Annotated in this window: 17 protein-coding genes; 8 read left to right on the top strand and 9 right to left on the bottom strand. The window is 69.2% G+C overall.

Annotated features, from left to right (window positions below; all coding sequences use genetic code 11):
- Positions 1 to 34 precede the first annotated feature (34 nt).
- The 4 genes from ABR738_RS02725 to ABR738_RS02740 all read right to left on the bottom strand — a co-directional run bounded on the left by ABR738_RS02725 (position 35) and on the right by ABR738_RS02740 (position 6,967).
- Entirely contained in the window at positions 35 to 1,390 is a 1,356-nt protein-coding gene (locus ABR738_RS02725; protein WP_350228333.1) for a serine hydrolase domain-containing protein, read from the bottom strand.
- Positions 1,391 to 1,491: 101 nt separating this feature from the next.
- The gene (locus tag ABR738_RS02730; protein WP_350228334.1) at positions 1,492 to 2,703 is read right to left on the bottom strand and encodes a cytochrome P450; all 1,212 of its coding nucleotides are present in this window, start codon (positions 2,701 to 2,703) and stop codon (positions 1,492 to 1,494) included.
- 1,632 nt (positions 2,704 to 4,335) lie between these two features.
- Positions 4,336 to 6,168, bottom strand: coding sequence for an FG-GAP-like repeat-containing protein (locus ABR738_RS02735; RefSeq protein WP_350228335.1), 1,833 nt, complete (start codon positions 6,166 to 6,168; stop codon positions 4,336 to 4,338).
- A gap of 67 nt (positions 6,169 to 6,235) precedes the next feature.
- Entirely contained in the window at positions 6,236 to 6,967 is a 732-nt protein-coding gene (locus ABR738_RS02740; protein ID WP_350228336.1) for a hypothetical protein, read from the bottom strand.
- Between the two features lie 404 nt (positions 6,968 to 7,371).
- Between ABR738_RS02740 and ABR738_RS02745 the strand changes: the two genes are divergently transcribed.
- Positions 7,372 to 8,466, top strand: coding sequence for a hypothetical protein (locus tag ABR738_RS02745; RefSeq protein ID WP_350228337.1), 1,095 nt, complete (start codon positions 7,372 to 7,374; stop codon positions 8,464 to 8,466).
- Positions 8,467 to 8,506: 40 nt separating this feature from the next.
- Positions 8,507 to 9,013 carry a hypothetical protein gene (locus ABR738_RS02750; protein WP_350228338.1) on the top strand — a complete coding sequence of 169 codons (507 nt, stop codon included), beginning with the start codon at positions 8,507 to 8,509 and terminating at the stop codon, positions 9,011 to 9,013.
- A gap of 50 nt (positions 9,014 to 9,063) precedes the next feature.
- Here ABR738_RS02750 and ABR738_RS02755 read toward each other — a convergent pair whose 3' ends face one another.
- The 4 genes from ABR738_RS02755 to ABR738_RS02770 all read right to left on the bottom strand — a co-directional run bounded on the left by ABR738_RS02755 (position 9,064) and on the right by ABR738_RS02770 (position 13,265).
- The gene (locus tag ABR738_RS02755) at positions 9,064 to 10,590 is read right to left on the bottom strand and encodes an NHL domain-containing protein (protein WP_350234402.1); all 1,527 of its coding nucleotides are present in this window, start codon (positions 10,588 to 10,590) and stop codon (positions 9,064 to 9,066) included.
- A 429-nt stretch (positions 10,591 to 11,019) separates the two neighbouring features.
- On the bottom strand, positions 11,020 to 11,739 hold the full coding sequence (locus ABR738_RS02760; protein ID WP_350228339.1) for a PDZ domain-containing protein: 720 nt from the start codon (positions 11,737 to 11,739) through the stop codon (positions 11,020 to 11,022).
- 294 nt (positions 11,740 to 12,033) lie between these two features.
- The gene (locus ABR738_RS02765) at positions 12,034 to 12,246 is read right to left on the bottom strand and encodes a hypothetical protein (protein ID WP_350228340.1); all 213 of its coding nucleotides are present in this window, start codon (positions 12,244 to 12,246) and stop codon (positions 12,034 to 12,036) included.
- A 53-nt stretch (positions 12,247 to 12,299) separates the two neighbouring features.
- Positions 12,300 to 13,265, bottom strand: coding sequence for a YihY/virulence factor BrkB family protein (locus tag ABR738_RS02770; RefSeq protein ID WP_502964026.1), 966 nt, complete (start codon positions 13,263 to 13,265; stop codon positions 12,300 to 12,302).
- Positions 13,266 to 13,528: 263 nt separating this feature from the next.
- Here ABR738_RS02770 and ABR738_RS02775 point away from each other — a divergent pair, with 263 nt between their 5' ends.
- The 3 genes from ABR738_RS02775 to ABR738_RS02785 all read left to right on the top strand — a co-directional run bounded on the left by ABR738_RS02775 (position 13,529) and on the right by ABR738_RS02785 (position 16,895).
- Complete coding sequence (locus ABR738_RS02775; protein WP_502964203.1) at positions 13,529 to 14,407, top strand: ketopantoate reductase family protein; 879 nt, start codon at positions 13,529 to 13,531, stop codon at positions 14,405 to 14,407.
- A complete protein-coding gene (locus ABR738_RS02780; protein WP_350228342.1) occupies positions 14,408 to 15,358 on the top strand; it encodes a VOC family protein in 951 nt (316 codons plus the stop codon). It abuts the gene before it with no gap.
- A 370-nt stretch (positions 15,359 to 15,728) separates the two neighbouring features.
- A complete protein-coding gene (locus tag ABR738_RS02785; RefSeq protein WP_350228343.1) occupies positions 15,729 to 16,895 on the top strand; it encodes a Cmx/CmrA family chloramphenicol efflux MFS transporter in 1,167 nt (388 codons plus the stop codon).
- Between the two features lie 67 nt (positions 16,896 to 16,962).
- Here ABR738_RS02785 and ABR738_RS02790 read toward each other — a convergent pair whose 3' ends face one another.
- Positions 16,963 to 17,667 carry a MerR family transcriptional regulator gene (locus tag ABR738_RS02790; protein ID WP_350228344.1) on the bottom strand — a complete coding sequence of 235 codons (705 nt, stop codon included), beginning with the start codon at positions 17,665 to 17,667 and terminating at the stop codon, positions 16,963 to 16,965.
- 98 nt (positions 17,668 to 17,765) lie between these two features.
- On the opposite strand from ABR738_RS02790, the gene ABR738_RS02795 reads away from it, so the two are divergent.
- The 3 genes from ABR738_RS02795 to ABR738_RS02805 all read left to right on the top strand — a co-directional run bounded on the left by ABR738_RS02795 (position 17,766) and on the right by ABR738_RS02805 (position 20,261).
- A complete protein-coding gene (locus tag ABR738_RS02795; protein ID WP_350228345.1) occupies positions 17,766 to 18,239 on the top strand; it encodes a DUF6194 family protein in 474 nt (157 codons plus the stop codon).
- 1,216 nt (positions 18,240 to 19,455) lie between these two features.
- The gene (locus tag ABR738_RS02800; RefSeq protein ID WP_350228346.1) at positions 19,456 to 19,842 is read left to right on the top strand and encodes a hypothetical protein; all 387 of its coding nucleotides are present in this window, start codon (positions 19,456 to 19,458) and stop codon (positions 19,840 to 19,842) included.
- On the top strand, positions 19,842 to 20,261 hold the full coding sequence (locus ABR738_RS02805) for a hypothetical protein (RefSeq protein WP_350228347.1): 420 nt from the start codon (positions 19,842 to 19,844) through the stop codon (positions 20,259 to 20,261). The genes ABR738_RS02800 and ABR738_RS02805 overlap by 1 nt, the downstream gene beginning before the upstream one ends.
- Positions 20,262 to 20,608: the final 347 nt, after the last annotated feature.

A 20,608-nucleotide genomic window follows, 5' to 3' on the forward strand; every position in this document is an offset into this window, starting at 1 on the left:
AGCGCCCGGCGGCCCGTGGCGGGCTCGGGGTGGCTCAGCCGTCGTCGGTGCGGCGCGCCGTGCGTCCGGACACCTGGACGCGTTCGATCCGGCCGGTGGCGGGGTCGCGGTGGAAGCGTCCGCCGGGCTCTCGGCGCCCGGTGCCGGGATCGACCAGGTCGTACGACAGGTCCGCGTAGCAGACCAGCGGCAGCGCGAGGTCTCCGTCGATCGAGAGCACCGGTGAACCGTCGGGCCCTTCGGTGACGCGGTAGTCGGCGCCGCCGTTGCGGTACGTGCCCCAGCACTCGGGCAGCCGGACCGGACGCCCTCGCTCGCCTGCGGGGACGGCCCCGGCGGGCACACGTACGCCCGCCAACTCCGCCAGATCGGCGGAGAGTTCGCGCCACAGGGCGGTGGCGCCGCCCGCGTTGCCGGTGAAGGCCACGACCATGCCGCTGGTGGGGTCGACCCTGAGGTGGCAGGAGGTGCCCTGCGCGTTGCCGTCGTGACCGCACCACACGTCGTCGCCCTGCCGGTAGTGGGCGATCCCCAGACCCCAGCCGTCGGCCAGAGCTCCGGGCCGGGCGCGGTCCTCCGGGCGGAGCATTTCCTTGGCGACCGAAGGCGGCAGCGCCTGGGACCGGCCGATCAGGGCGTTGCCCAAGGCGGCCAGGTCGGCGGCGCTCGCCATGAGGGCCCCGGCCGGGGCCTCGAGCGGAGCCAGGTTCTGCCCGACGGGACGCACCCGCCCGGTGGCGGTGTTGACGGCGTGTCCGGCGGCCAGGGGGCGGGTGGCGGTGCTGTCGCCGACGAACGCGGCCGATGTGCCCAGGGGGTCGAGGAGCAGCACCCGTACGGCTTCGTGCCACGGCATGCCGGTGATCTCCTCGACCAGCCGCCCGGCGGCGACGTAACCGGCGTTGGAGTAGGAGAAATCGCTACCGGGCGGGAACAGTGCCTGGGCCGGGGTGCACAGCGAGGTGAGGTACCGGGCCCCGGTGGTCGCGGATGAGGTGTCGGAGTCGGGGCCGGTGGGCAGTCCCCCGGTGTGGCTGAGGAGGTGCCGTATCGACACCTCGGGTAAGCCGCGCAGTTCTGGCAGGTGGTCGGCGACGGGCTCGTCGAGGTCGAGGTCACCGTCGTCGACGAGGAGGAGCACCAGAGCGGCCGTGTAGGGCTTGGTGAGCGAGCCGAGGGCGACGGCGGTGTCCGCCGTGAACGGTGCGCCGGTGGCCGCGTCTGCGATACCGGTGTGCAGCGAGACGGTCTCCGTGCCGTCGTCGAGGACCAGTTGGGCGCCGGGCACCTTGTGCCTCTCGGCGAGGGCGTCGAGCCTGTTCTGCACGGCGTGGCGCAGCGGAGCCGGCGCGCAGGGGTCGGCAGGGACCGCGGGGACGGTGTAGGGCATGAGAAAGGCGCTCCCCAGTGAGTTTCCTCGTGTACGGGTGGCTTCTCCGGCCGTGGCGAGCGGTGCCGGGCCGGGCGGTGCGAGGACGTGCCGGTCGGTGGCTAGGTCCTGGTCACTTCGACGGGCAGATGGCGGATGCCGACGATGACGGCCGGATTCTGCGCGACGATGTCGTCGTATGACGGGATCGCCAGAACGCGGAATCGTTCATGCAGCATGCGCAGCGCGATCTTGGCCTCCAGCCGGGCCAGGGGGGCGCCGAAACAGAAGTGGATGCCGTGCCCGAACGTCAGGTGCGGGTTGGGGTGGCGGTCCGCCAGGAACGTGTCGGGCCGCTCGAACCGCGCGGGGTCGCGGTTGGCGGCGCCGAGATGGGCCATCACCATGCTGTCGGCGGGCAGTTCGTGGCCGCCAAGGACCACGGGACGGGTGACGCGGCGCCCCAGCTCGGGGAAGGGGGGCAGCCAGCGCAGCACCTCCTCGACGGCAGGGGGGATCAGGTCGGGGTCCTTGCGCAGTGCGGCGTCCGCGTCGGGGTGGCGGTCGAAGGTGACGACGGCGTTGCCGAGCAGGGCGGTGGTCGTGACGTGTCCCGCCACGAGCAGCAGCGCCACGAAGCCCACCATCTCCTGGTCGGTGAGCCGGACACCGTCCACTTCGGCGCCGATGAGTCGGCTGGTCAGATCGTCACCCGGGGCGGCGCGGCAGCCGCGTATGTGGTCCAGCATGTAGCTGTTCATCTCCCGGACCGTCGGAGCGATGGCGGCCAGCGCCCGCTCCAGGTCGGCCATGTCGGGTGCCTCGCCGAGCTGGTCTCCGCCGAACAGAACGCTCGCCCAGTCCTGGAAGGTGCGGTGCTCCTCGGCCGGGATCCCCAGGAGTTCCGCGATGACGATGATGGGCAGCGGATAGGTCAGGGTGTCGACGAGGTCGAAGCGGTCCTGGTCACCGACGGACCCCAGCAGCCGCTCGCACACCGCCTCGATGCGCGGCGCGAGTCCTTGGACGACGCGAGGCGTGAAGGCCTGACTGACCAGTGCGCGCAACTTGCGGTGCTCCGGCGGGTCCATGCCGACGAAGTTGCCCTGGGTGAAGGTCGCGAAGTCCTCCTGCGTAGGGGCGAGGGAGGATAGGTCCGAGGAGTAGGTCGCCGGGTCGGCAAGCACGGCGGAGATCATCTCGTGGTCCACGACCTGCCAGACACCCTGCCGGTCGTCGTGCCGCACCGGGCCTGCTGCGCGCAGGGCGCTCCAGCGCCGGGGTAACTCGTCCAGCAGAAAGGTATCGCTCGTCTTGCGGTCGGTGGACACCATGACTCCTCGACTTGACGGCACGCGGACACAGCCCGTCCGCGTGGGCGCGGCGGGGAACGACGACAGAGCTGTTCGGGGTGCGCTTGACGATTGGACGCGGGCGTCCGTCGGCGCACTGGGCACCCGCAGCACCGAGGGCGGCGGCGGAGGTACCGCATGGCGTGCGCCGATGAAAGCGCGTCAGACGCGCCGGCATCGCGCGCGGATCTCCCGGACGGGCGTCAACATTTCCTGCGGAAGCAGCGGAGGTGTTCCCGATTCCCGCCCGTGAGCACACTGGATGCGAGATCTTCACCTGCCATGTCGTATCCCCCTCGGCAATGCCTCCGCGTGACGGTCACGCGGGCACACCCCACCAGCACCCGGCCCAACAGATGAATCCATTCCCGGAGCGCGATCACGACGGTACATATTTACCGCTGGGTAAGGGTCGGGATTGGCGAAATTCAAACCTCCGGAAGCCCTGCGCCCCATCCAAACTCAGCCACAGTCTTCATACAAGCCTCGTTCGAACGCAACCCCACACTTTTAACGCACAGCAACCTTGACTGTTTGTTTACGTCACACAAAGAACAGTGGTGCGCTGCCGTCGCGTCGAGGAGACCACGAACGGCCCATAGCCGGCCCATCGGTGCGCGAGTTCCCCGCCGTCGCGGCGACAAACAAGCTCACCGCGTGCCACGTTTCCCTGCGGCATCGACTCGGCTGATTCCCTGCGGTAGCGCAGCAGGGTCATATGAGGGCGCATCCTGGGTGTGAGCTGCCCCATTACTCGATGCGGGGTAGGGAGTGTCCCATCTGACCGAACGGCCGAAAACAAACGGTACCGGCTGTGGTGGCTGGAACCGTGCAGGCGCTTTCAGCCCGGCCGCCTCAAGCACCAAATCCCCGTCGCGACGATTACACGCCATTGCGTGACGTGTTTTTTGCCATTAACCCTGCGTCACTCCAGGAATGGCCCGCCGCAATTCGCCTGCATCAGACACATGAGCCTGAAGTAGACGTCGGCGGGAGGCGACCGGTGGGCAGGGAACGGCCCCATAACGACCGCTTGAAAACGCGCCCATCCTGGACATAACGGCGGAAGTGTGGGGGTTACGGGTGCTCCGGACATCGCATGTCGCCGCGCCGAGCAGGCGGATGAGTGGGACGCCCGAGACTTCTGGGCCGGACTGGCGCCGGGGGCCGGATGCCGAGTCGACGGCGGCGCCTGGGGGGTCGATGAGGTGGAGTCCCAGCACTATCGCGTCGTCCTGATAAGCACGGAGGGTCGGACGGAGGACGGGACGCGGGGCCGGACGGAGCTGGCTCATGCAGCGCCCCTCTGAACCTCTGGCGAACGCGGGGGCGTCCGGCGGGAAAGAACGGCGGGCCCAGCCGCAGACGCTGGCGGACCCGGCACCGCTCCAGCTCCAGTTCCCGGTCCCGCTCCAGCCGGCGGCCTGCCGGCCGAGCACGTCTGCGAAGGAGGCACAGAGCGAGCTCCGTGCGGTCACCCGGCCCCGGCCCGCCTGGGCGGGCCGCGAGCCGCGTACGACCCGGCCCGCACGACGCTGATGCGGTGCCGCAAGACCAGGGCCCGGGAGCTGGCCGGCCTTGACCCGCCATGCGGCTGCGGACGCCCTTCGAGGGCTACCGGGTCCTGAAGCGGCGGAAGAGGTTTCGGGCCACATACACGCCGGGACCGCCGAAACCGATGATGTCGACGCGTCCGTCGCCGGTGATGTCGGCGAGGAAGCGGGGGTGGTGGTCGATGCGCCAGGCGCCGGCGTCGTCGTTGTAACCGAAGCCCCGGCACACCAGCTGGGCCTGTTCGAACCGGCCGGCGCCGAGGTTGTGCGACACCCAGACCCCTTCGTCGCCGAAGCCGATGATGTCGGGGTTGCCGTCGCCGGTGACGTCGGTGAGGAATCGGAGGTGCTTCTCGCTCGTCCACCCCTGGGCGAGCCCGAAGTCGTTCAGGACGAGCTTGGGGGGCTCGAACGTACCGTCGCCGCGCCCCCGTCCGACGACGACGCCCTGCGGGCCGAATCCGACGATGTCCACGGCTCCGCCATCGGTGATGCCGGCCAGGAATCGCGGGTGTTCCGCAGCCGTACTCCACCCCTGGTCGACGCCGAAGTCGTCGAGGAGGTACAGAGGTTCGGCGAACGTACCCTCCTCGTCCTGGAGTGACACCCACACGCCGTCGTCGTGGCAGCCGAGGATGTCGACGCGGCCGTCACCGGTGAGGTCGGCGAGAAAGCGGGGGTGCTTGTCGGCAAGCCAGCCACCCGCCTTCTCGTCGCAGCCGAACGCCCGGAGGCCTGGTTCGTCGGCGAGGGGCGTGAACGTGCCGCCCTCGTCCTGGAGGGATACCCACACGCCGTCGTCCCGGAAGCCGACGATGTCGAGCCTGCCGCTGCCGGTGACGTCGACAAGGAAGCAAGGATGCTTGTCGGCGAGCCAGCCACCGGCCTGCTGGCCGTGTCCGAACGCGCTGATGACCGGCTCGCCGCCTGCGGGTGCGAACGTCCCGTCCTCGTCCTGCGGGGACACCCGGACACCGTCGGCGCAGAGCATGACGGCGTCGGGCCTGCCGTTGCCGGTCATGTCCGCGAGGGTCCACCGATCCTTGGGGCTCGCGGAGGACACGGGCGAGAGCAGCACGCGCTCCTCGTCGAACGTGCCGTCGCCCCGGCTGGAGGCTGTCACCACCCCTTTCGCGGGTTTGAGCGCGACGAGGTCCGCTCGGCCTGTTCCCGTGGTGTCGGCGAGGAACCGGTCACCGAGCCCACCCCACCAGGCCGGTTGCCCGCTGGGGGAACGTACGGCTCCGGTGCTCCTCCACCCGCCGGCGTCCTGGCCGCTTCCGAACTGCTCGAGAACCAGCAGCATGTCGCTGAAGCAGGGCGTCGCGCCGGGCGCCGGGCGCAACGCGACCGAGCGGGCCAGCCGCCATGAGCGGCGGCCGTTCCAGTGGCTCAGCGGCGCCCAGCGCAGCACGGCGTCGCTGGTGCGCTCGGGTTCGGCCGTCACAAACCGCCAGCGCTGGCTTTCCGCGCTCTCGTCGTGCTCGCGCAGAACGACCCGGGTGTCCTCGGTGCCGGGATCGTCGAGGTCTAGAACGGCACCGTCGGTCGCCACTTCGATGAAGTAGAGGCCCGCTTCGCCCTCCACGGGGACGACGTGCCACTGCTGGCCCCTGTTGCCGGCTGCGGCATCCCGCTGCCGGACACCGTGGTCCGCGGCGGAGTTGTCGAGCACCTGGCCGCTGACCGCGTTGCGGATCACATACCGCTGGTCGTCCTGTCCTCGCGCGGCCGGTACGGGGGTGAGCTGCCACTGCTCCGGGCTCGGCCCGCCTTCGGGAAAGTCACGGACGACAAGCGTCCCGTCCGCACCCGGCACGGCCTTGGCACCGAGAGGCTGCCCCGTGGCGGCGTTGACGATCTGTTGCTTCAGTTCTTCCGTGGGCACGGGCATCGTTGTGCCTCTTCCAGACGGTTCGGGCGGGGGCTCGGCTCGGACGCGATGCGGCGGTGGCGGCCGATCACGTGAAGACGTGGTGGTAGGGGACGCTCCACTCGTTGGGCAGCCGCGGGTAGAAGGTGTTGATGACCGTCCCGGTGAAGTCCCCGCCCCAGTTGTAGGTGAGGCGCACCTCGCTGTCGGCCGCCACCGCGTGGTCCTTGAACCCGAGGATGGCGTCGGGGTGGGTGATCGGCACGAACGTGATCCCGCCCCACGGCGTCACCGTGACCACCCAGAGCTGGGTGTCCTCGGGCGCGCCGTTCTGACCGCGCCACTTGTCGCCCACCTTGTCGGGCAGGCCGACCTGGACGGTGTCGCCCGTGCTCTCGGGGGCCTCCTGGTGGACGGTGATGCGCCGGCGCTGCGGCTTGGGCGCGCCGTCGTCGCCGCGCCCGGCGTCGGCCGCTCCCGGGCCGGTGCCCGCGCCGGCGGGTTTGGGGGACACCTGGCCCGCGGCGCTCTCGATGAAGTACAGCGGTCGCTGCCCGAAGAATCCGGCGGGGGTGATGTGCCAGAGGTGGCCCTGCGCCTCCTTGGTGTCCGGGTCGAGCACGGTGGCCAGCTTGACCCCCTTGTCGTGACTGTCCTCCTTCAGCTCGGCAGGCCGCAGGTAGCCGCCGTTGAAGGCGTGAACGAGCATGACCGGCCGGTTCTCGACCAGCGCGGCCACGATCGCGTTGTCGTAGCTGTTCACCGCCACCGGGCCGCCGACCACCAGATTCGACATCGCCGTGCGTTCTTGGGTGTACATCGCGGAAACCTCACCTGTTTTTGATCGGGAGATGAATGCGCAGGGCGCTCGCCGCATTGGCCCGTTACACGGGCATTACCGCAGACCAAACCGCCCTCTACCGAAACGGCTAAAAAGAGTAGGCACACTGACCGAATACCGTCACTCGAATAATTCATGGCCACAATGCTGCGGACAGGACTCTCCGAGAGCTATCGGCGGAGTGATCGGCAGATCTGAACATACCCGCAATTACGCCCAGCCAAGAATGGCAAAACGAATCTGTTCACTCGATTGAGCGTGATGCACCGGGATCGCTTTTCGGGTAATTAGGATCGTGATAGCGTCGATTTTCCGACAACGCACGCAGGGCCCGTTTGTATTGCACCGGGCACGGCTCTGCCAGAATCGGCCGAGGACGGGGAATGCCTTCCACCGCGTACAACCTGGAACGTTTCAAGCGTCATCCGCTGACCAAGAAGAACCTGCGGGAACTCAACGTCGACCTTCAGTCGATCGTGCACCACCCCAACCTGGTCTACACCGACAACTACGGGGTGCCGCACCACCCCGTCGCCGTCTCCGTCAACAAGTCGAGTTCCCAGCGTTTCCCTGGGTCCGCGTTCGATCTGGGGTGGCTGGCCTACATGAACCTCGGGGAGCCGCTGATCGAGGAGCGGTGTGACATCGCCCAGCCCCCGCCCGACACGTTCTCCTCGCGGGTCTACGTCAACCGCAGCCAGACAACGAAAATGACCTTCACCGACTCGGTCGACTTCACCGTGTCGAACGGCATCACGTGGTCACTCCACGGGGACGCCAAACTCACGTTCGGCGGCAGCGTCGGCGCGCAGTTGCAGTTGCAGCTGCAGAACCAGCTCAAGCTGGACCTCCAGGCGCAGCTCGGGACGCAACTGCGCAACGACACCGCGAACAAGAACGCCAACACGGTGACCAACAAGAACAGCAAGGACAGCGTCGGCGTGGACAACGCCAACGCCACCGAGACGGCCGTGACGAACTCGGCAGGGAACTCGTCGTGGAACTCGGTGACGAGCTCGGTGGCGTTCACCACCCAGGGCAGCGCCACCGGCAACGCGTCTCTCAACGCACAGCTCGCGCTGGGGATCGCGGCCTCCGTCGGCGGCTCCCTGACCACGAGCTGGACCTCGAAATCGCAGATCTCCGGCGACGTCCCGGCGGACTCCCGCGTGGAAACCATCGCCACCCAGCGGCGCACCCACAAGCACTACATCTACGAAATCCCGGTGACTTTCTCCGGGTTCCTCGCAGTGAGGTACGCGGTGCCGGTGCCGGTCCTGTCTCCCCCGCAGTCCAGTAACCCTCCCGGCCTTGACTACGTGGTCGCCCACGACATCGGCGACATCGACCTGGCCGGCGGCAACGGCTTCCGCATGAAGGGACTGGCCGAAGTCGTCTCCGTCCTGGACGTCCACCACACGATGTTCGACCACGAGAGCCTGACCTACAGCCAACGAGCGCTGTACAAGGACATCTGACCGGGCGGCCGCGCCGCCCCCACGACCAGGGGTGATGACCATGGTTTTCGACAACATCTTCGGCTTCGCGAAGAACAGCGCGGGGCTCTTCTCCGTAAAGGCCGAGGACGTCGAGCCGCAGCTGAGTGCGGACCTCGACGTTTTCGAAGGCGCCAAGGACGACACATACGACGACAAGAGGACGGACCTGCTCCCCAAAGCGATCCACGGGGCTTCCTCCCGGGCGAAAGTCGTACAGGAACAGTCACCCGAAGCACGGCTCATCCTGGGCTTCCTCGGCTCCTTCATCGAGACCACCCAGACATCAGCCACCACGCAGGCCCAGCACACCCATGCCGGCTCCGTGTCCGACGCGGCCTCGGCCGGCATGAACCAGGCCAGCGCGGCGGTGCAGGACCTCAACGGCCTCAAAAAGGACGAAGACCTGGAGGACAGGCCGAAGAAAAGCGACTTCACCAAACCCCCCAAGACCCCGGCAAGCCCCAAGGCATCAGAACCCCCCAAGGCGCCGAAGGCGACCGCCGAAAACCCGCCCAAATCCCAGTAATTCCGGGTCACCAGGGGCAGGGGCGAGACCGCCCCTGCCCCTTCTTCGCATCACAGAGGCAGCAGCTGCCACTGCCGTGCCCGGTGATCACCCTGCGCCTCGTCCTGCTTGATCACCGCACGTGCGTTGGTATCGACTCGCAGGAGCAGACCGCTGTTGTGGTTCGCGATCTCATACACCCGCGGAACGTCCCTCGCCGAGCCCACCGGGATCAGCCGCCACTGCTGGTGGCGCGCGTCAGCACCTTCACTGGCGCGCTGCGCGACCACCGCCCCGGACCTCTCCTGCGCCCCGACGATCTCCAGGACCTTGCCGCTGCGTACGTTCTCGATCCTGTACAGGACATCTCCGTCGTCCTGGCCCGCAGCGACCAGCCGCCACCGCTGGTGGTCCCTGGACGCGGCGAGCAACTGCTGCACCTCGGCCCCATCCTTGGTGGACTCACGCACGATCCCCATGCGCAGTCTGCTGCGGACGTTGGCCCAGGACACCACCGTGCCCGACTCGGGCAGCCCGGCCATTTTCGCCGACGCGACCTTCCGGACCCGATTGTTGACGTAGTCGGCGATGTAGAGGGCGTCGACGCAGTCGACAGCGAGCCCAAGCGGGTAGTTCAGCTCGGCCGAAGCGGCCGGACCGCCGTCACCACCGCAGCCGTCGGCGCCTGTTCCGGCGACCGTACTGATAGTCCCGTCGGCCGTCACCTTCCGGACCCGGTGGTTGTTGTGGTCGGACACGTAGAGAATGCCGGCGCTGTCCACCACCACCCCCAGGGGGCAGTCCAGTTGAGCCGAGACCGCCGGCCCACCGTCCCCGTCGAATCCCGCAGCCCCGGACCCCGCGAACGTACTGATCTTCCCGTCAACCGTCACCTTCCGGACCCGGTTGTTGTCGGCATCAGCGACATAGACGTTGCCCGCACCATCCACCGCCACCCCGTGCGGCGAATTCAGACGAGCCGAAACCGCCGGCCCACCATCCCCATCGAATCCCGCAGCCCCAGACCCCGCGAACGTACTGATCTTCCCGTCAACCGTCACCCTCCGGACCCGGTTGTTGTCGGCATCAGCGACATAGACGTTGCCCGCACCATCCACCGCCACCCCGTGCGGCGAATTCAAACGGGCCGAAACCGCCGGCCCACCATCCCCATCAAATCCCGCAGCCCCAGACCCCGCGAACGTACTGATCTTCCCGTCAACCGTCACCCTCCGGACCCGGTTGTTGTCGGCATCAGCGACATAGACGTTGCCCGCACCATCCACCGCCACCCCGTGCGGCGAATTCAAACGGGCCGAAACCGCCGACCCACCATCCCCGTCAAATCCCGCAGCCCCAGACCCCGCGAACGTACTGATCTTCCCGTCAGAGGTGATCCTTCGGACCCGGTGGTTGTCGGAGTCGGAGAAGTAGACAGTGCCGATGCTGTCCACCACGACCCCGTACGGGCGGTTCAGCTCAGCCGAAACGGCAGGCTCCTTTTCCCCTTTGAACCCAGGGTTCCCAGTCCCGGCGACCGTCCTGATCGGAGGAGCGGAGTGCTCACCATTTGCGGCTGCCGCGGCGGCAGTGCTCATCGTCATCCCCTTCGTCTCGTCGTTGGCCCGCCCGGTATGGACGGTCATCATTGAATGACAGACAGTCACAAGAGCGTGAGGGATCGTGAGGGATGACGGGTCCACTTCCGGATGGTCCCTCCGCGGCAAGGCGCCGAGGGATAAAACCGGAATGACGGTCGTCCCCTTCGACCCCGGGTGTGAAACTGCTGGGTTCGGCGGCGTCCCGGATCAGGCCGAGGCTCCGCGGAAGTTGGCGGCGGCAAGGGCCCATCCGGCCATGCCCCGCCCAATCCTCACGTGCGACTGAGACGGCGACGTGGCCGGAAGCTCGGCGCCGCGTGCCAGCCCCTTTTCTGGCGGGCCGCTGGGACACGACAGACCGAGAGCCCTCTCAACGGGGCGTCGGGCGATGGATCGCGCGGACGCCGACGGGCTGCTCGGAGGTAATCACTGATCGATCGTGTATTGCAGGCTCATGGAGGTGTTGTTACGCCTGATGTCCACGGACACGGTGGCCCCGGCTCGCTTGCTCGCGAGGGCGGCGTTGAGGGAGGCGGGCGACGTGACGGGCTGTCCATCGACGGAGGTGATGACGTCCTGGACCAGGAACCCCGCAGCGGCGGCATTCAAGTCGGGGTCCACGAACCGGACTCGGGCTCCCCCTCCCCCAGGGACGTTGCTGACGTACCCGCCAAAGGCACCCGGGGTGCCCGGGGTGATGTTGACGTCCAGGGGTACCGTCACGCCTTCGAAGGTGAAAGATCCACTGAACCGGCCACCGGCCAGAGGTGCGTCAGTGCTGGCGGCAAGGTAGACCGTGAACGGCCAGATCCAGTTGACCCGGATCGAGAAGTCGATGGTGGCGGACGAGCCGTCGGCGGCGATGGTCACAGGACAGACGAAGCCGCTGCAGCGGGGGTCCACGTGGGTGATGCGGGTGTACTGCGGGGCCTGGATTGTGACCTGCCCCGGGTCATGCACCTGCTGGTCCGGTGGGAAATCCACGGGCTTGGCCGGCCCGGGGGCGTCAAGGTCGGGGACAGTCGACGGAGGAGTCGGCGCTCGGAGCGCCATGGTCGCGCCAGGCGTGACCGCAGCGGTTGCCGCGTGCGTCATCCCTCCGACCAGCAAACTCGCCCCGAGCGCGAGCACCGTACATGCCGCCATGGACCTACGCATGGACCCTCCCCAACTCTCGTGACTACACAGAGTATCCGTCTGATAGCAGACGATAATCGTGTCCAGCGGCAGGATCAATTGGGTATGAGTTAGTCATATAACCCACTTTTGGGGAGCCGTGGAAGAACACACCAAAGCGCCCGTGGGCGTCGAAGTCGGCGCCGGTCACCAACGGGTGCGTGGACGGCGGCTGCCCAGCGATGGCAGGAGCAGTGCGGGCGGGTACCGGGTGGCCGGCGTGGATCACCACTGCCGCCACCGTCCGCGCCGAGGCCCGACCGCCTACTCGGGGCCGGCGTGCTTGCCTGGTTCGATGATTTCGTCGAGCACCGTACGCACGGCGTTGAAGGCCCTTGCCCTTTCCGCGTTCGCGGACGCTGATCCCTCCGTGTCCGCGTCAGTCTTGAGGGCGAGCCGGTCTTCTTGTTGGAGCGCCCAGTCGCGGGCCCTTCGAATACGCCGCAGGAGTTCGTCCGCGTCCACCGTGTCGGCCATGGGCCTGTTCTACCCCGTATGCCCGGTGGTAGCCATGGAGCCGGCCACCGGCGTCATCCGTCGGCCCCAATGGCCTTCCCCTGGGCGGCCCGGCCCCCTGGCGCGTTCGGCCGCGCCCGCGGGATCTCCGGGTCCGTCCGCGGCACACCATCCGGGACGCCGCGCCGTACGGCGTTGAACTGGGCCCCGGCGAGCAGGGCCAAGTTGCTGAACCAGAGCCAGACGAGGAAGACCACCACGCCTGCGAGCGAGCCGTAGAGCCGCGTGTACGAGGCGAAGTGCCCGGCGTAGAGCGCGAAGCCCGCGGACGCCACGAACCAGAGCACCACCGCGACCACACCACCCGGCAGGCCCCGGCGCACGCCGCGCACCTCGGAGGGCCCCGTACGGAACAGCACGAGCACCAGGACCGTGACCACGCACAGCATGACCGGCCAGCGCAGCACCGGCCACGTTCCCAGGCCCCCCACCCCGAGCAGCGCCGCGACCCGACGGTCGATCGGCCCCGAGATCACGATCGCGGCCGACCCCGTCAGAAGCAGCGCGAGCAGAAGGAGCGCGGTGGCCACGATGGTGTGCGCGGTACGCAGCGCGGGACGGCAATCCGGGAGACGGTTCATGGAATGCAGCGCCCGGCGGAAGACCGCCAGATAACTCGTCGCCGACCACAGGGCACTCACCGACCCCGTGACCACCAGCAGCCACACCGTGGACTGCGCCGCCGTCATCTCCCGCAAGGCCTCGCGCAGGGCGCCGGCCGACTGGGCCGGCGCGTAGGAGGTGAGCTCATCGATCAAACGGCCCGTCGCCTGCGGGGCGGCCAGCCCTATGACGGAGACGGCGACCAGAAGCGCGGGGACGAGAGCAAGGACCGCGTAATAGGTGAGCGCGGCCGCGCAGTCGGAGACGTTGTCGTTCCACATCGCCACCCCGGTCGCACGCAGATCACGGCCCCATGCCTTGAGCAGCGCGGCGGCGTGTGGGCGTCTTTTGCCCTCGTGCGGGGATGCTGGGGACAAGGAGCTCTCTCTTCGTGCGGCGGCAGGTGATGGGCGGGTGCCCCGCCAGGGCGCACCTCACGCCACAGCGGCGGCCCGTTGACTTGTGTCGCCTTTGGTTTGATCATCTTTTGTGGCTCAGGGCGGCGACGCGCCCGTCGTCCGCCTCGCGCTCCGGCACGATGCCGGTACGGCCGGGTACCGATCCGCCCAGGCCCGACTGGCTCTCCCGGCCTCTCGACTCCTCGGTTCTCCGGACAGGAGCATACGTGAACACGAGCAAGCTGACCTTGGCGGTTCTTGGCCCGGGCGGCGTCGGCGGGCTGATCGCCGCGCTGCTGGCCCGCGCGGAACACCGTGTCATCTGCCTGGCCGGAGACCGGACGGCCGACGTGCTGCGCCGGGACGGCCTGCGCGTCGACAGTGAGCAGTACGGCGCGTTCACGGCGGCGGTCGAGGCCGACACGCGGCTGCGCGAGCCCGTGGACGCGGTCTTCGTGACGGTCAAGCAGACCGCGCTCGACGAAGCACTCGACCGCGTCCCCGCGGACGTACTGGGCGCGGCGGTGGTGGTCCCGCTGCTCAATGGCGTCGACCATCTCGCAGTGCTGCGCCGGCGCCTGCCCTCGGCCCAGATCGTCGCGGGCACCATCCGGGTCGAGGCCACCCGGACCGCGCCCGGCCGCATCGCCCATACCAGTCCGTTCACCCAGCTCGAACTCGGCGCCCCCGTCGTCGAGTTCGCGGAAGTCCTGCGCCAGGCCGGCCTGGACGTGAGCGTACGGGACAACGAGAGCGCGGTGCTCTGGGACAAGCTCGCCTTCCTCGCCCCGTTCGCCCTGCTGACCACCCGGCACCGGGCGGACGTCGGAACCGTCCGCTCCGGGCACCGCGCCGAACTGCTCGCCGTCCTCGACGAGGTGGCCGCGGTGGCCCGCGCCGGGGGCGCGCCCGTGACCGCCGAAGGGCTGCTCTCGCTCTTCGACCGCATTCCCGAAACGATGAAGTCCTCGATGCAGCGCGACGCCGAAGCCGGCCTGCCGCTGGAACTCGACGCCATCGGCGGAGCCGTCCTGCGTGCCGGGGCGGCGCACGGCTTCGCCACCCCGGCCACCGCCCGTCTGGTCGCCGAGGTGGCACAGTCCACGGGGCGGGTGGCCTGAATGGAGCCGGTCGTCTCAGCGCACCGGCCACGGGTCGAGGAGTTCCTGGCCGGCCGCGGCGCCGCGCGGATGCCCCACCCGGGCGGCACCCTCCTGGACCACCTGCGCCGCGTCGCCCGCCTGCTCGCCGACTGGGACGTCGAGCCGGAAGTCCAGCTCGCCGGACTGTGCCACGCCGCGTACGGGACGGACGGATTCGACGCCTCGCTCCTGGCCCTCACCGAGCGCGAGGTGCTTGCCGAACTGATCGGCGAGCGCGCTGAGGCCCTGGTGTACCTGTACGCGAGCTGCGATCGGGGCGCCGTCTACCCCCGCCTGGGCTCCGGGCTTCCGCTCCTCTTCCGTGACCGCTTCACGGGTCGTGAACACACGCCGCCCGACGCGGATGTACGCGCGGCCGTGACCATCACCGCCGCCAACGAGCTCGACGTCCTGGCCCACAACGCCGAGCTCGCGGAGCGCCACGGTCCGGGCCTGTACGGCCTGTTCGCCCGCTCACGCGACCTGCTGCCCGGCGTCGCATGGCAGGCCTGCGCCACGCGGCTGGGCCGGTACGCCCCCAGGCCCGGCATCGTGATCAGCGGCCTTGACCACCTGGTCCTGACGGTCGCCGACATCGAGCGGACGATCGCCTTCTACCAGGACGTCCTCGGCATGCGGCCCGTCACCTTCGGGGAGGGACGCCGTGCGCTGGTCTTCGGCAACAGCAAGATCAACCTGCATGAGGCCGGCCACGAACTCCTCCCCCACGCCGCCCGGCCGACCCCCGGCAGCGCCGATCTCTGCCTGGTCACCGAGACCTCGCAGGAACAGGTGCTGGCTCATTTGGCCGCACACGGAGTCCCCGTGGAGCAGGGGCCGGTGCCACGCACAGGTGCCCTGGGGCCGTTCCTGAGCACCTATCTGCGCGATCCGGACGGCAATTTGATCGAGATCTCCACCTACGCCTGAGCGCGCCAGGGACGGCATGACGCACCCCCCATCGGTGCGGTCACGGCCGGCCGCCGCTTGCCGCCCGACAACTCGGCGGCGCGGTGCCCGAACCGGCGACGCCGTAATCGGATTGATGGCTGCCCAAGCCATGCGTACTCTGCCTGACGTGACGAGCCCTGAATCAGACAGAGCGGAGCCGCCGGTCGCTCGGCGGCATGCGATCTGACCAACGACCGATGGGTCCCTTGGTCGGCTCCGCCGCGAGCGATCGGACACGTGCTCCGTGTGTCTGGTCCCCTTGTGGCCCCGTCCCCGCAACAGGTGACGCGGTTCGACCTCCAGCACGCGGATGTTCCTGCCCGCACCCGTCACCGCTGGAGTCGACTCCATGCCTGTGTTCATCCATGTCCTTGGCCTCGCTGTCTTCGCACAAGGAACCTCCGAGTTCATGCTGTCCGGTCTCGTACCGGGAATTGCCCGTGATATGTCCGTGTCGGTGGGAGCCGCCGCGAGCCTGACGTCCGCGTATGCCATCGGCATGATCGTCGGTGCGCCGGTGATGGCCGCGTTGAGCGCGCGTTGGCCACGCCGTCGAGCGCTGGCAGGCTTCCTGGCCGCGTTCGTCGGCGTGCACGTCATCGGCGCGGTCACGACGGACTTCGCCGTGTTGTTCGCGACCCGTATCGTCGCCGCGATTGTCAACGCCGGTTTCCTGGCGGTGGCGATGAGTGTCGCGACCGCCCTCGCGGCCCCGGCGGGGCGAGCCAGGGCCACCTCCATCCTGATGTCCGGTGTCACGCTGTCGTGTGTCGTCGGCGTGCCTGCGGGCGCACTGCTCGGAGAGTGGGCCGGCTGGCGCTCGGCATTCTGGTCGGTCGCCGCCCTGTGTCTGCCCGCGCTGCTGCTCGTGTTCCGCTCGGCGCCCGTCGACGCGGGCGACCGGCCCGACGTCTCGGTCAGGCAGGAAGCCCGTACGCTCACGTCGCGCTCGGTGCAGTCGGCGTTGGTGCTCGCGGCCGTGGTCAACGCGGCGACCTTCGCCACGTTCGCCTACCTGGCCGTTGTCGCCACGGATGTCACCCACCTGTCCACGGGTACGGTCCCCGGGCTGCTCGCCGCGTTCGGAGCGGGCGCCTTCGCCGGGGTGAACGCGGTGGGACGTGCGACCGCCGGCCGACTCGGGCAAGGTGTGGCCATCGCGCTGTGGTCGCTGCCTGTCGGGTGGACGCTGCTGGCCCTGACCAGCACCCGTCCTGTTCCCCTGTTCCTGGCGACGGTCATCCAGGGAGGGCTGTCCTTCGGCATCGGATCGGCGCTCGTCAACCGCGTCCTGCACCTCGCGTCCGCTGCCCCGTCCCTGAACGGGTCGTTCGCGACTGTCGCGCTGAACGCCGGCGCGTTCCTGGGACCGCTGCTCGCCGGCGCCGTCACGGGTACGACGGGTGACTTCCGGGACGCGGTGTGGACCAGTGCTGCCCTCGCGGCCATCGCGGTCGCGGTCGCCGTTGCCTCGCCCCTGAGCGCGGCCCGCCGGGAACGTGGGGTCGTGCGCTGACGCACTGATACGCCGCGTGGGCGCCCGGCCGGTGACCGCTTGGTGGCCAGCCCAACGGGCGGTGCGCTCAAGGGCGTTGGTCGCGCGGGCGGAGCAGGGCGCTGAGTGCGGCGGCGCCCTCGAGGAGGGCCTGGGATCGCGCGGTGACTTGGGCCTCCCTGCCCGCCAACGCCGATACGACGTCCTCAGCCGCTCGGCCGGGGTGCCTCAGTTGCGGCATGAGGGCTCGCAGGGGCGTCATGCGGTATCCGGCCTTGCGCAGTTGGTGAACGATTCTGGCGTCGCGCACCTGCGCCGGTGTGTAGCGCCGCGTCCCGCGCACGGGGTCGCGGTCCGGCAGGACCAGGGCCTCCGCGTGCCAGTGCCGCAACGTCGAAGGGCGCACACCGAGCGCGGCCGCGAGTTCGGACACGCTCATCGCGTCCGACGCGCGCACGTCGCCCATCGGCTCACTGGAAATCGCGCGGGCGGCGTCCTGGGCCTGCCTCAGTCGTGTGCGCTCCTCGTGGAGCCGGGCGTGCGCCGCGTCCAGGAGGGCCAGGGCCCGTCCTGCGGGGCCCTGGTGAAAGGCCCGGACGATCTCCTTGGCCTCGACCGGCCCCACGCCCACGGCGAGAGCCCGGTAAGCCACAGCGGACCGCAGATGCGCCCCACCGTAGATCCGGTGACCCGATGCCGTACGCGTCGCGGGCGGCAGCACCCCGTCGCGCTCAAGGTTGCGCACCTGTTGAACGGAGTACCCGACCCGCCGGGCGACATCCGTGGTACGCATATCCCCTGATTTGAGACCTGACATCCCCACACCCCTTTGTTTCCGGTCCGTTTCCACCTCTAAGTCTCCACAAGCACATGAATGCAACGCTGGAGCACATGACCATCGACGAGATCATCAGTTTCGTGAGCGGCTTCGACGGCGTCCTGACTCGGACGCCCGCCCCCGGCGACGGCACACCGGAGCTCAGTTGGGGTGACACGTTCTTCTTCTACGCGCCCGACGGCGCCGCCGAGGCGACAGCCCAGCCGTTCGCGACGATCACGACCAAGAACTACCCCGGCGACGAGACATCGCGTCTGGACCGGCCGGACACCTTCCGTGTGAACATCGCCGCCGGGAAGGAAGAGTTCACCCGGTGGACCGGCCACACACCGCGCCGCCCGACCCCCGCAGAGGCCGACCCCAGCGCCACCGACACCGTCCTCGCACACCCCGTCTACGGCGCAGCCGGCTGGCTGGCCGTCATCAACCCCGGCAAGCACACGGAAGCGTCAACGCGCGACCTACTGCGCACCGCCCACCACCTGGCACGCACACGCCACGAACGACGCGCTCGGTCCGCGCGCTGATGAGGGTGGCGTGGGACACGGGGACGGGGGAGTGGCCGGCGCGGCAGGCGAGTCCGGGGATGACTGGTGGACCACGTGCCCCTGGCACACCACCGTGCGGGCCGGGGCATGCGGCAGGGCGGTTTCGGCCTGTCAGTGCGTCGCGGCGAGCGCGCGGCGGTAGCCGTCCGCCGGAACCTGACCCCACGTCAGCACCATGGACACCGTGGCGACCGCCGCGAAAGCCGTCCCGGCCCGGGTGGAAGCGTGGAAGCGTAGAAGCTTGGCTGGCGAGGATCCAGGTCATGCGGCTGCCCGGTTCCGGCGGGTACACCCTGTCATTGCGGTCTACCTCGTACGCGAAATGTCGCACCGTTTAGCCGCTATTGGTCGGTCCTGTCCCTACGACGGAGGCGCACGGCCGCTATTCCTGAGCCGACGGCGAAGAGTACGGGCAGGGAGGCCACCCACGCTTTGGTGGCAGAGGTCCCTGCCAAAGTCATCATGACGCCGTCCAGCACGTAGATCACCAGAAAGGCGCCCACCAGGTTGGCCACAGGGTGGCCCCGGGTGCGATCTTCGAAGTCCTCCAAGCGTCCCATCGCGTTCCTCTCGTTGTACACCGGGTGGCGACCCGCGGGCGGAGGCCCCCACGACCGCCCAGGGATCAGGAGAGCCAGGCCGCCACACCCCGTGCGGCCGGTTGGCCCGCCGCACAGCACCCAGCCGTCAACAGGAAGCCGAACTCCGGGCCCTTCGCCGCTCCACCGATCCCACCGATCCCAACGACCACGATTCCGGCGGCCGGACGCGCAGACCCTCGTGCTCTCATGGGCCGCCAGCACGCGATAGAACTGCCGGACACCTTCGGCGGTGGTGCGGGACACCCCGCGACGTGGACTGTAGGGGTTGACCTTGGTGCCGGACTCGTCGGCGAGGCCGTTCACGGGACCGCGCGGGTCGGGCGGGGGGTAGTAGGCCTTGCCCCCCGGTCGCCATGGAATTCAGGGTGCCCCCCCCAACTCCCGGTTGAATCCGCTATCAACGTCACCGGGCACCTCCGCCGAAGTGCCCAACGGGCGCTCGGTGAAGGCGATTTGGCCCCCGAAACTGCGGGCAGTCGAACTGATCGATCGAGGCATACTGGCCCGCGCAGGAAGTGCCCCCAGGTGAGGGACTTTCAGCTGCGAGTAGTCGGACCACTTTCCGGCGGGGTTACGTCCGGCCCTCGCGCCAGATGCTCACCGAGCGCCAAGGCGAACGGCTGCCGCCGTGGCTCGCCCCGTCCGGTAAGGCGACCTCCCCAGCCCGCGCACTCTCGCCCGCCGATGTCGACCGTGACCGCGATGCCGGAATCGACTCGTTGACCGCCCAGGCGGTGCCCGCGGCGGCGCTGAACACCACCATCACACCGCCCATGATCTCCAGCTCGCTCGCCTGCCCGCCGGAGAACTTCCTGGTCATCGACGAGCACGCGGCCCAGTCCGACAGCCTGTCGCCCGGGGACCAGGTGGTCACGCCGCTGCCAACAGGCGAGCGAATTCGCTCCGTTGTCGCGGCGGTCGTCGCACGCGGCCTGAACCGCGACGACACCTTTGTGTCCGGGTCGCTGACCGGCGCGTGATGCCGGGCCAGGTCTACCTCGACTCGGCAGCCAGTATGGCCCGACCACTCGATGAGCAGCAGACGGCCGCGGTGAACCAGGCTCTGGACGGCTCCGGCGCGCGTCTCCTGACGCACGGCGCCTACCTGGAGGCCCAACGCGCACACGCCGCCAAGCAGGCGAACAACGCCGCGGTGATCATTCTGGGGATCGCTGTGGCCTACGCACTGATCGCCGGGGCAAATACCCTGATCATGGCGGTGGCCGGGCGACGGCGGGAGTTCGCCGTGCTGGGGCTGGCTGGCGCGATGCGCGGCCAGATCGTGAAGGTCGCCGCCGCCGAGGCTGCTGTGTCGGTAGTCGCCACGGCACCGTGCTCGCCGCCTTGGCGACCGGCCTCGCCGCATTGGCCCAGCACGTCTCGCTGCGCAAACTCGTGACCGGCGCACCGACGGTGATCCCCTGGACCCACATCGTCGGAAGCATCGCGCTCTGCGCCCTCGTCACCGCGATCACTGCGGCGGCAGCGACCGGGCGGGCAACGCGCCGACGAGCGATCGAAGCCGCGGGCATCCGCGAGTAGGCCGCCGGCCGGGACCACGCGCGCCGCGGGTTCGTCCCCGGTCACGTCAGCCGTGAGGCCAGCGGCGATTCCGCGTCCCTTCCGACCGCCCCGGCGCTTTCGAAACCGGTGCATCTCGACTCGATCGGCGGCGGCGAGATACCCCCCTCCGAACCGGTACAGTCACCCGGGACCAGCGCGAGCACCCCGAGAGCGCCGGTCACT

The organism is Streptomyces sp. Edi4, assembly GCF_040253615.1.
Classification (GTDB): Bacteria; Actinomycetota; Actinomycetes; order Streptomycetales; family Streptomycetaceae; genus Streptomyces.